The organism is Isoptericola sp. NPDC056578, from assembly GCF_042793275.1.
Classification (GTDB): Bacteria; Actinomycetota; Actinomycetes; order Actinomycetales; family Cellulomonadaceae; genus Isoptericola.
Genome location: NZ_JBHTVC010000094.1, coordinates 1 through 11084 on the forward strand (window position 1 = coordinate 1; position 11084 = coordinate 11084).

At 74.1% G+C, this 11084-nt stretch carries 8 protein-coding genes; 5 read left to right on the forward strand and 3 right to left on the reverse strand.

All coding sequences use genetic code 11. The annotated features are described in order from the left end of the window. Positions 1–188: 188 nt before the first annotated feature. The gene (locus tag ACFQ80_RS21835; protein ID WP_430565119.1) at positions 189–1550 is read right to left on the reverse strand and encodes a hypothetical protein; all 1362 of its coding nucleotides are present in this window, start codon (positions 1548–1550) and stop codon (positions 189–191) included. A gap of 56 nt (positions 1551–1606) precedes the next feature. Next, positions 1607–2710 carry a Gfo/Idh/MocA family oxidoreductase gene (locus ACFQ80_RS21840; protein WP_430565120.1) on the reverse strand — a complete coding sequence of 368 codons (1104 nt, stop codon included), beginning with the start codon at positions 2708–2710 and terminating at the stop codon, positions 1607–1609. 144 nt (positions 2711–2854) lie between these two features. Between ACFQ80_RS21840 and ACFQ80_RS21845 the strand changes: the two genes are divergently transcribed. Further along, positions 2855–5512 carry a M14 family zinc carboxypeptidase gene (locus ACFQ80_RS21845; RefSeq protein WP_430565121.1) on the forward strand — a complete coding sequence of 886 codons (2658 nt, stop codon included), beginning with the start codon at positions 2855–2857 and terminating at the stop codon, positions 5510–5512. A 48-nt stretch (positions 5513–5560) separates the two neighbouring features. Here ACFQ80_RS21845 and ACFQ80_RS21850 read toward each other — a convergent pair whose 3' ends face one another. Then, positions 5561–7930 (reverse strand): MMPL family transporter, encoded by a 2370-nt coding sequence (locus ACFQ80_RS21850; protein ID WP_430565122.1) that lies wholly within the window; start codon positions 7928–7930, stop codon positions 5561–5563. Between the two features lie 36 nt (positions 7931–7966). Here ACFQ80_RS21850 and ACFQ80_RS21855 point away from each other — a divergent pair, with 36 nt between their 5' ends. The 4 genes from ACFQ80_RS21855 (at position 7967) to ACFQ80_RS21870 (ending at position 11060) form a co-directional block, all read left to right on the forward strand. After that, the gene (locus ACFQ80_RS21855) at positions 7967–8455 is read left to right on the forward strand and encodes a MarR family winged helix-turn-helix transcriptional regulator (protein ID WP_430552612.1); all 489 of its coding nucleotides are present in this window, start codon (positions 7967–7969) and stop codon (positions 8453–8455) included. 38 nt (positions 8456–8493) lie between these two features. Beyond that, positions 8494–9171, forward strand: a complete 678-nt coding sequence (gene lipB / locus ACFQ80_RS21860) for a lipoyl(octanoyl) transferase LipB (protein WP_430552628.1) — start codon at positions 8494–8496, stop codon at positions 9169–9171. Positions 9172–9288: 117 nt separating this feature from the next. Continuing rightward, complete coding sequence (gene lipA / locus ACFQ80_RS21865) at positions 9289–10299, forward strand: lipoyl synthase (protein ID WP_430545186.1); 1011 nt, start codon at positions 9289–9291, stop codon at positions 10297–10299. 11 nt (positions 10300–10310) lie between these two features. Next, the gene (locus ACFQ80_RS21870; protein ID WP_430565123.1) at positions 10311–11060 is read left to right on the forward strand and encodes a DUF4191 domain-containing protein; all 750 of its coding nucleotides are present in this window, start codon (positions 10311–10313) and stop codon (positions 11058–11060) included. The last annotated feature ends 24 nt before the right edge of the window (positions 11061–11084 follow it).

The following is an 11084-nucleotide window of genomic DNA, read 5'->3' on the forward strand; positions in this document are numbered from 1 at the left end:
GGTTTCCCCACCTCAACCACGCCCCGAATGGTGGTGGGGGCGTTCGGGGCGGCGGTGGGTCTCTCACAACCCCCCTCCCATCCCTACTAGGGCGGCCCCGCCCCGGGCGGGCCCCCCTTTCGTCGTCCCGCCCGGCACCCGCGTCGAGCCCGCCGCGCCGATCCCTCACGACGGTCGCGCGGCGGCGCTCAGGAGACCTCGGCGACCCGCCAGCCGTCCGGCGTCCAGTCGAGCCGCAACGTCGCGGTGCGCACGTCCGACGCGGGGACGACGGTGACGGTGCCGTCGGCCGCCACCTGCTCGTGCGCGGTCACGGCGTACCGCACCACGACGTCCGCCGTGCCGTCGTCCCGCTGCCCGCTCGGCCCGCCCTCACCGGCCCTCTCCGCACGGGAGTCCTCGACCCGCACCTCGGCGCCGCGCACCCGGGTGCCGGCCTGCGCGGCGGCCTCGAGCAGCGCGACGTCCGCCTCGTGCGCCGGCGACCCCGGCACGTCCACCGCCCCCCACCGCGCCGGGTCCGGGTCCGAGACCGAGCTCGTGATCAGCGCGACGCGCCGGCGGGCCAGCTCGGCGGCCGCGGCGCCGGGGTCGGTCCGGTCCTGCGTGGGGTCGTCCTGCGTTGGGTCGTCCTGCGCCGCGTCGCGGCCGGCAGCCGGACCGTCCTCGGCGACCGACGACGGCGCGGGGTCAGGCGCTCGGACCTGGACCGCGACCGCCGTCAGCACCGCCACCACCCCGACCGCGCCGACCAGGCCGAGCACGCGTCGCCCGGTCCCGCCGCGGCGCCGGGCGGTCGTGCGACGCGCGGACCTGCTCGCCGGACGACCGGCCCTGCCTCCGTCGGCACGCCGGACCGCCCGCCGCCGGGGCACGCGGACGGGCGCCTCCGCCACCGGCAGGACGGGGCGCCTGCCCAGGGCCGCGGCCGCGAGCGCCGCCGGCTCGGGGAGCCGCACGGGCTCGGTGGCGACGGCCGTGTCCGCCTGGGCCGCGAGCGTGCCGGCCTCCGGGCGCACCCGCGGGTCGGGTGCCGCCGCCGGGGCCAGCACGGCGCGCAGCGCGGTCGCGTCGTCGTCGCCGCGGTCGCCGAGCAGGTCGGCGACGAGCCTCGCCAGCGCGTGCACGTCCGCCGCCTCACCGGCAGCCGGGTCATCGGCGACACCGTCGGCACCGTCGGCGCCGTCGGCACCTGCGAGGTCGGCCCGCGGACGCAGGAGCGCGCTGCCACCGGGGTCGAGCACCACGTCCTGCGCGCCCACGCTCCCCTGCCGCAGCCCGGCGCTGTGCAGCGCGGCGAGCCCGCGCGCCACGGTGACGAGGACCCCCGCCGCCTCCCGCGAGGTCAGGCGCCCGCGGACGGCGAGCACGGTGGGCAGGTCGGTCGCGGCGCCGCCCCGCCGCAGGGCCAGGGTCCCGTCGTCGCGCACGTCGACGGCCACCACGAGCTCCACGCACGGGTGCCGGAGCGCCGCGAGCGCGCGCACGCGCTCCAGGAGGGCGTCGCGGGCGCCGGCGTCGGTCGGGATCGGCAGCGTCTGGGTGGGCACGGAGCCATCGAACACGGTCGCGGCCGCCCGTCGTCGCCGTCATCCACAGGCGAGGGTCAGAGGGTGAGGCGACGCCCCTCGCGCGCCGACACCCGGGCCGCGTCCAGCACCTCGGCGGTGCGCACGGCGTCGGCCGGGTCGACGGGCGCGGGCTCGTCCCCGTGCAGCCACGGCCCCAGCGCGCGGTAGAAGTCGGCGTGGCCGCCCGGGGCCGCGGGCACGGCGCGCCGGTCGCGGCCGCGCGTGAGCCAGCCGACCGACCCCTCGGGCGCGTCGTCGTCCAGCACCTCGAGCGGGGAGGCGTCCTGCTCGAAGGTCGTCACCAGGTAGGCGCCCGCCGACCCGAGCACGCGGGTCCGAGGGCCGGGAGCGCCTACGACCGACCCCGCCCAGAGCCGCGACACGACGGCGTGCGGGCTCCCCGCGCGGCCGCCGCCGGCCTCGTGCTCCAGGACGAGGAAGACGTCGTCCTCGGTGGGCGTGGTGAGCTTGCGGGTCTGCGCCCAGACGGACCGGACGCGGCCGAACAGCTGCGTCGCCGAGTCCACCAGGTGCGGGCCGAGGTCGAGCAGCAGCCCGCCACCGACCGGGTCGTTCTCCTTCCACCGCTGCCGCGGGACCGGCCGCCAGCGCTCCCAGCGCCGCTCGAACGTGTGCACGTCACCCAGGCCACCGGCATCGAGCAGGCCCACGAGGGTGAGCTGCTCGGGGTCCCAGCGCCGGTTCTGGAAGACGGTGAACGGGGTACCAGTGGCGGCCGCCTCCTCGACGACGGCGCGTGCCTGGTGCGCGTCGAGCCCGATCGGCTTGTCGAGCACGAACGGGATCTCCGCGCGGGCGAGGGCGGCGGCGTGCTCGGCGTGCAGGGTCGTGGGGCTGGCCACCACGACGAGGTCGTAGGCGCGGCGGGCGGCGATCAGCTCGTCGAGGTCCGACAGCAGCCGGGCTCCCGGCCAGTCCCCCGCGGCCTGGTTGCGCCGGCCGGGGTCGCGCGTCACGACGGCCGTCACCGGGAGCCCGGCCTCCGCCGCGAGGCGGGCGTGGATCTCCCGGCCCGCTCCCCCGTACCCGACGATCGCCAGGCGCGGCGGAGGCACGATCCCCCCGTCCGGCCCCTGGTCGGCCGAGCTGTCCGTCGTCGCCTCGCCCTGTGCGGTCATGACCTCCATGGTGCACGAGGGACGCCGCTGGACGGTGGAACGGCCCGCCGGGCGCGACCTCGCCAAGAGAAAAGTCGCCCTCGGCAATAGCGTGGGCGCGACCCCACCGCACCCGGCGGCAGGGTCGCGCGAAAGGAGCAGCTCATGGCACGACGACGTACCACCGTCGCCATCACGGCGGCAGCAGCTCTGATCTCCACCAGCCTGGTCGCCGCAGGGTCGCAGGCACGGTCCCCCGCCGTCCGCGACGCCGCGCTGCCGGAGGCGACGGCGGACATCGCCACGCCCGAGGAGTTCTTCGGGTTCGAGATGGGCGCGGAGGGACGGCTCGCCGCCTACCCGGACGTGCTGGACTACCTGCGCAGCGTGGCGCAGGAGTCCGACCGCGTCGAGTACGAGACGGTGGGCGAGACCACCGAGGGCAACGAGTACGCGACCGTCTTCATCAGCTCGCCCGAGAACCTGGAGCGGCTCGACGAGATCGTCGCGCTCAACCAGCGGCTCTCCGACCCCCGGTCGACGACGCCGGACGAGGCGAAGGAGCTGGCCGCGCGGAGCGTGCCGATCTACCACCTGGAGGCCACCGTGCACTCCACGGAGGTCGGGAACGGGCAGGCGATCAACGACATCGTGCACCGGCTCGCCACCGAGGACTCGGAGTTCACCGAGGAGGTGCTCACGCAGTCGGTGATCATGCTCGTCCCGTCGCAGAACCCCGACGGCCAGGTCAAGGTGGTCGACCACTTCGACCGCACCGCGGGCACGGACCTCGCCCGCGTCTACCCGGACCTGTACCAGAAGTACACGGGCCACGACGACAACCGTGATTGGACGATGTTCACCCAGGTCGAGGCGCGCTACCGCCTCGGCCTGACGCAGAAGTACCGGCCCGTGATGACGCACATCATGCATCAGCAGGGCAACTCGGGTGAGCGGATCTTCGTGCCGCCGTACGGCGGCGTGACGAGCCCGAACGTGCCGGCGAACTCGAACGCGTCGAGCTCGGCGGTCGGCCAGCACGCCATGCGCGACCTCACGGCCGAGGGCAAGAAGGGCGTCGGCACGGACGATTACCACATCTACTGGACGCTGGAGCAGCCGGTCGGGTTCTTCCCCTTCACCGGCACGGGGGTGTACCTCACCGAGATCGCCTCGGCGACGGACCTCGCCTACCCGCAGAGGTCGAAGGACGGCGGCCCCCTCGGGCCGCAGACCCCCACCCAGGACCTCATCCAGCCCTACGACAAGGACACCTGGACGCTGCGCGACATCGTCGAGTATGCCGAGACCGCCACCTACTCCGGCATGGAGTACGTGGCGCGCAACGGCGAGGACCTGCTGTACGACAACCTCTACTCCGCGCCCCGCGAGTTCGCAGAGAACGGCGTCGCGTCCGGGGTGGAGGCCTACGTGGTCGACGCCGACCAGCGGGACCCGTACGCGACGTTCGAGATGCTCGAGCGACTGGACTGGACCCAGGTCGAGATCGACCGGGCGACGGAGCCGTTCACCGCCGGGGGCCGGGACTTCCCGGAGGGCTCGTACGTCGTGCGGACCCGGCAGCCGCTCGGGAACTGGGTGGACCAGCTCCTCGGCACCGACGAGTACCCGGTCGACGACCTGCCGTACGCGGAAGCCACGACGAGCCTGCCCCTGCAGCTCGGCGTCGATGTCGTCCCCGTCTCCGCACCCGTCGAGGTGCCGACGGACCGGGTGGAGTCGGTCGAGGTGCCCGAGGTGTCGATGCCCGCGGCCCCGCCGACGGGCGGCGCCTACCTGGTGCGGCCCGAGTCGTACGGCACGATCCCCGTGGCCGCCGCCCTGCAGAAGGCGAACATCACCACGTTCCGCGCCGGGCAGGAGTTCGCCGACGCCGGCACCACCTACCCTGCCGGGACGTACGTCGTGCCGGCGACGCCGCAGGCGCGGCGGGTGCTCGACACCGCGAGCGCCGACGTCGGCCTGCAGGTCACCGCCGCGCGGTCGGCGCCGGCGGTGGAGGGGATCCAGCTCAAGCCCCGCACCCGGGTGGGCCTCCTGCGCGGGGCGAACAACATGCCCGGCGGGTGGGACATGTGGGTCATGGACGAGTACGGCGTCGACTACGACGTCGTCGGCGCCCAGGACTTTCAGAGCGGTCGCCTGATCGACGTCTACGACACGATCGTGCTCCCGCAGGGCATCTCGAAGGACGACGTCGTCGAGGGCCTCGACCCGGCGAAGTACGACGAGGAGTTCGCGTGGGCGTACGGCGTCGGCGCGAAGGGCTGGCGCAAGCTCGCCCAGTTCGTGCGCCAGGGCGGCACGCTGCTGGCGGTCGGCGACTCGGTCGCCACCGCGCAGGAGCTGCTGGACCTGCCGATCGAACCGGCCCTGCCGGACGACGACGAGGAGTTCGCGACAGGCGGCAGCCTGCTCAACCAGGAGTTCGACACCTCGGACATGGTCGCGTGGGGCATGCCGGAGAGCTGGCCGGTCTGGCTCTACGACACCCAGGCGTGGACCCCGACGGGCCCGGGGGCCGACGTGGTCTCGACCTATCCCGACCAGGACGTGCTCGCCAGCGGGTACCTCCGGGGCGAGGAACACGTCGCGGGGACGGCGAACGTCGTGTCGTTCGACGTCGGCAAGGGCACGGTGGTCACCTACGGGAGCGAGGTGACGTTCCGGTCGCTGCCGCGGTCGTCGTTCAACCTCCTGTACAACGCCGTGTACGGGGGGCCGGCGGCCGAGGTGGGCGCGACCCAGCTCGCCGGGCTGCGGCCCGCCTTCCGGGCCGACGGGACCCTGCGGTCCCGGTAGGCGCCGACCGGGCGACGGCGCGCGGGACAGTCCGCGCGCCGTCGTCCGTCAGCGGGTCGTGCCGGTCGTGGTGCCGTCCCCGCCCGCCCGGGCGAGCCGCGACGGCCACCAGACCCGGTCGCCGACGTCGTGCACGAGCGCGGGGACGAGCAGGCTGCGCACCACGAGCGTGTCCACGAGGACGCCGAACGCGACGATGACGGCGAGCTGGGCGAGGAACAGCAGCGGGATGACCCCGAGGGCGGCGAACGTCGCGGCGAGGACCACGCCCGCCGACGTGATGACGGAGCCGGTGACGGCCAGGCCGCGCAGCACGCCCCGCCGGGTGCCCACCTGCAGGCTCTCCTCGCGCACGCGCGTCATGAGGAAGATCGAGTAGTCGACGCCCAGCGCCACGAGGAAGCAGAACGCGTACAGCGGCACGGCCGGGTCCGCGCCCGGGAAGTCGAGCACGTGGTTGAACACCAGTGCCGAGACGCCGAGGGCGAACCCGAACGACAGCACGTTCGCGGCCATGAGCAGCACGGCGGCCAGGACCGACCGGAGCAGCAGCACGAGGATCAGGAGGATCACGGCGAGCACCACCGGCACGATCACCCGCAGGTCGTGCTGGCCGGCGAGCTGCGTGTCCAGCCGTTCGGCGGCCGCGCCGCCCACCAGCGCGTCGGGGCTGACGTCGTGCACAACCGTGCGCAGGTCGGCCACGGCCTCGACCGCCGCCTGGCTGTCGGACGGCGCCTCGGTCGTGACGTCGACGCGCACCTGCCCGTCGACGACCAGCGGGTCGCCCTCGGCCGGCATGCCCGGCGCGGTGGCCGGCTGGTCGGTGACGACCGTCGCGGCGGTGATCCCGTCGGAGGCCTCGGCGGCCTCCACGACGGCGTCGGCGTCGGCCTCGGGGGCGATCACGATCGCGGGCTGTGCGGACACGCCCTCGAAGTGGCGGGTGAGCGCCTCCTCGCCGTCCACGGAGTCGACCTGCGTGAGGAAGACCTCCGAGTCACCGGTGCCGTTCGCGTCCAGGGTGGGCACGAACGCGGCGCCGGCCGCCAGGACCACGGCGGTGGCGACCCACACGACGCGGTCGTGCCGTCCCACGAAGCCGGCGACGCGCGACCACACGCCGTGCCCCGCGACGTCCACGTGCGTGTCGTCGTCGGCGTCCTCCGCCGTCGGGGCGGCGGCCGCCGTCGTCGAGGTGGTGGTCGCCGTCGTCGAGGTGGTGGTCGCGGGCGTCATGGTGGTGGGCTCCGGCGCGTCGGAGTGCCGGCCGAGCGCGTGCGGCACGCGGGGCCAGAAGACCCACCGGGCCCGGCGCCCGCCGACGAGCAGCATCGCCGGCAGCAGGGTCGTGGCCGACAGGAACGCGGCGACGATGCCGATGGCGGCGACCGGTCCCAGACTGCGGTTCGACGAGAGGTCCGACAGCAGCAGGCACAGCAGCCCGACGATCACCGTGCCCGCGCTGGCCGCGATCGGCTCGATCGAGGCGCGGACGGCGCGGCGCATCGCGGTGTACGGGGAGCTGGTGACCCGCAGCTCCTCGCGGTAGCGGGCCACCAGGAGCAGGGCGTAGTCCACGGAGGCGCCCACGACGAGGATCGACAGGATGCCCTGCGACTGGCCGTTCAGCGTCAGCACGTCGTTCGCGGCGAGGTGGTAGACCACCAGCCCCGCCAGGCACAGGGCCAGGACCGCGGTGAGGATCACGACGAAGGGCAGGAACGGCGAGCGGTAGACGAGCGCGAGGATCACCAGGACCGCGCCGAGGGCCACGAGCAGCAGCACGGTGTCGATCGCGCCGAACGCGCTCACGAGGTCGGCGACGAAGCCCGCGGGCCCCGTGACCCAGGCCTCGAGCCCCGTCCCGGTGAGCCCGCCGTCGGCGACGTCCGCGCCGGCGAGCGCCCGGAGGGCGCCCACCGCGAGCTCGGAGCCGCTCGACTCGTCGGCGCCGAGGTCCTCGGAGGCCTGCGCGGCGTCGAGCGAGACGACGACGAGGGCCGCCTGCCCGTCCTCGGACGGCACCACGACGGGGGCGGCGATGCTCAGGTCGCCGACGGTGCGCGGCTCGTCGCCCGACGTCCCCTCGAGCGGGGCGTCGGCGACCGCGTCGGCGTAGGCCTGGACGTCGGCGAGCTGCTCCTGCGTCAGCTTCGACCCGTCCGCGGTCTCGGCCACGACCAGGGCGGGCAGCGTCTCGGAGTCGGTGAACTGCTCGGCCAGCTCGGCAGCCTGCGTGGACTCCGCGCTCGCGGGCAGGAACGCCGCGTCGTCGTTGGTCTGGACGCTGCTCAGGCTGCCCTGGGCCTGGCCCCCGAACGCGCCGATCGCGAGCCAGACCCCGATCGCTGCCAGAATGACGAGGCCCCGCAGCAGACCTCGACCCCGATTGCCCCGCGCCTGATTACTCAGCATGCTGAGCATTCTGACGGCGCACCAGGGAGGAAGCAAGTGCAGCTCGACGACGGTCGTGACGAGACTTCCTGGCCGGACCCGGTCGACCCCACGAGCGACGACCCGGGCGAGTGGCCCACGGGGCGGCTGCTGTTCACCGTCGTGCGCCGCATCGAGCACGACTGGAACGCCCACCTCGCGGGCTGGAACCTCAACCACGCGGGCTTCCCGGTGCTGCTGCACCTGTTCGCCGGGCCGCGCACGCAGCGCGAGCTCGCCACGCTCAACGGCGTCACCGAGCAGACGATGAGCCGCGTGGTCGCCCGGCTCGAGCGCGCCGGGTACGTCACCCGCGGCGCCGACCCGCGCGACCGACGCCGCCGCGCCGTCGCGGTCACCGACGCCGGCCGCCGCGCCGCCGCGGAGGCGGGCCGCCTGCAGCCCGCGGAGGACCTCACCGCCCGCGGGCTCGCGGACGACGACGTGGCGCGGCTCCGTGAGATCCTCGTCACCCTCGTGCGCGCGCAACGCGACGCCGACGACTGACCGCACCGCATGGGGCTAGCCTCGGTCGGGTGGACGTGATGACGCTGCCCGGACTGACCGAGTATCACGAGGCGTGGGAGCTCCAGCGCCGCGTGCACGCCGACGTCGTCACCGGCGACCGCCCCGACACGCTGATCGTCGTGGAGCACCCCGACGTCTACACGGCCGGTCGGCGCACGCACCGCGACGAGCGCCCCACCGACGGCACCCCCGTCGTCGACGTCGACCGCGGCGGCAAGATCACCTGGCACGGCCCGGGACAGCAGGTGGTCTACCCGATCCTGCGGCTCGCCGAGCCCATCGACGTCGTCGCGTACGTGCGCGCGCTCGAGGAGGCCGTCATGGAGGTCTGCGCCGGGTTCGGCCTCGCGACGATCCGGGTCACCGACCGCACCGGGGTCTGGTTCGCCGCCGACGGCGACCGCCTCGAGCGCAAGGTCTGCGCCATCGGCGTGCGCACCGCCAAGGGCGTGACCATGCACGGCATCGCCCTGAACTGCGACCCGGACCTGAGCCGGTTCGACAGCATCGTGCCGTGCGGCATCACCGACGCGGACGTGACCTCGCTGACGATCGAGACCGGTCGCCGCGTCACCCTCGACGACGTGCGGGCCCCGCTCGTCGACGCCCTCGCCCGCCACCTCGGCCCCCTGCGCGCGGCCCCCACGTCGACCGTGGCCGCGCCGGGTGTTGCTGAGGTCACGTCCACACGGTGAGCAGGTCGCGGCGCCGGGACACCCCCCTCACGTAGTCTGACGATGTCCGGCGGTCAGGGTCCGCACAGGCTCCGCCCGCCCGACGTCCACCTGCTCGACGACGACCGGGAGACACCCGTGACGATCGCACCCGAGGGCCGCCGCATGCTGCGCATCGAGGCCCGCAACGCCGCCACCCCCATCGAGAAGAAGCCCGAGTGGATCAAGACGAAGGCCACGATGGGTCCCGAGTACCGGGAGCTGAAGGGCCTGGTCAAGGGCGAGGGCCTGCACACGGTGTGCGAGGAGGCGGGCTGTCCCAACATCTTCGAGTGCTGGGAGGACCGCGAGGCCACGTTCCTCATCGGCGGTGACCAGTGCACCCGCCGCTGCGACTTCTGCCAGATCGACACGGGCAAGCCGGCCGACTTCGACGCCGACGAGCCGCGTCGCGTCGCCGAGTCCGTGCGGACGATGGGGCTGAAGTACTCGACGATCACCGGCGTCGCCCGCGACGACCTCGCCGACGGTGGCGCCTGGCTGTACGCGGAGACGGTGCGCCAGATCCACGCCCTCAACCCGGGCACCGGCGTCGAGCTGCTCATCCCCGACTTCAACGCCATCCCCGAGCTGCTCGACGTCGTCAACGAGTCGCGGCCCGAGGTCATGGCGCACAACGTCGAGACGGTGCCGCGCATCTTCAAGCAGATCCGCCCCGCCTTCCGCTACGAGCGCTCGCTCTCCGTGCTCACCCGGGCGCGCGAGGCCGGCCTCGTCACCAAGTCGAACCTCATCCTCGGCATGGGCGAGACGATCGACGAGGCCCGCGACGCGCTGCAGGACCTGCACGACGCCGGCTGCGACCTCGTGACGATCACGCAGTACCTGCGCCCGTCGCTCCGCCACCACCCGGTCGACCGGTGGGTGCGCCCGGAGGAGTTCGTCGAGCTGTCCGAGGCGGCCGAGGAGATGGGCTTCCTGGGCGTCATGGCCGGGCCGCTGGTGCGCTCGTCGTACCGCGCGGGCCGCCTGTGGGGCCAGGCGATGACGCGCCGCGGCCTGCCCATCCCGGAGTCCCTCGCGCACCTCGCGGAGCCGACGACGTCGCGCCAGGAGGCCGCGAGCCTTCTTGCGCCGCGGGCCCACTAGACTTGACGACCATGGCCCGCACCAAGTCCGACGCCGGCGCGCCCGCTGACGCCACCGGCAAGCAGAAGAAGCCCAAGAAGCAGCGCTGGTACCACCAGGTGTGGGCCGCGTACCAGATGACGCGCAAGCAGGACCCCACGGTGACGTGGCTGATCCTCGGCGTGTTCGTCGGGATCCTCGCGGTCGTCGCCGCGATCGTCCTGCTGCTCGACCTGCCGACCGGCTTCCAGATCCTGTACATCGTGGTGCTCGGCGTCCCGTTCGCGGCGCTGGGCGCGATGTTCACCCTGACGCGTAAGGCCGAGAAGGCCGCGTACACGCAGATCGAGGGCCAGCCCGGCGCCGCCCGGGCGGCGCTCGGCACCGTCCGCGGCGGGTGGGAGTTCGCGGACGAGCCGGTCGCGATCAACCCGCGCACCCAGGACTTCGTCTTCCGCGGCGTCGGCCGCCCGGGCGTCGTCCTGGTCTCCGAGGGCCCCGCGCACCGGGTGCAGCGCCTCCTGGAGGACGAGCGTCGCAAGACGGCGCGCGTCCTGCCGAACGTGCCGATCACCCTCATCCAGGTCGGCAACGAGGAGGGGCAGGTCCCGCTGCCCAAGGTCGCGAAGAAGGTGCAGAAGCTCAAGCGGAGCCTCACCAAGCCCGAGGCGGAGCAGGTCAAGAAGCGCCTCAAGGCGCTGGGCGGCGCCCGCCTGCCGATCCCGAAGGGCGTCGACCCGATGAAGGCCCGCCCGGACCGCAAGGGCCTGCGGGGCCGCTGAGCCACCTCAACACCGGCGAAGGGC

What these genes read in the sequence shown, in the direction of transcription:
- ACFQ80_RS21870 (WP_430565123.1), top strand. Translation starts at nt 10,311, where the DNA reads ATGGCCCGCACCAAGTCCGACGCCGGCGCGCCCGCTGACGCCACCGGC.
- lipB (WP_430552628.1), top strand. Translation starts at nt 8,494, where the DNA reads ATGACGCTGCCCGGACTGACCGAGTATCACGAGGCGTGGGAGCTCCAG.
- ACFQ80_RS21845 (WP_430565121.1), top strand. Translation starts at nt 2,855, where the DNA reads ATGGCACGACGACGTACCACCGTCGCCATCACGGCGGCAGCAGCTCTG.
- ACFQ80_RS21840 (WP_430565120.1), bottom strand. Translation starts at nt 2,710, where the DNA reads ATGACCGCACAGGGCGAGGCGACGACGGACAGCTCGGCCGACCAGGGG.
- ACFQ80_RS21850 (WP_430565122.1), bottom strand. Translation starts at nt 7,930, where the DNA reads ATGCTGAGTAATCAGGCGCGGGGCAATCGGGGTCGAGGTCTGCTGCGG.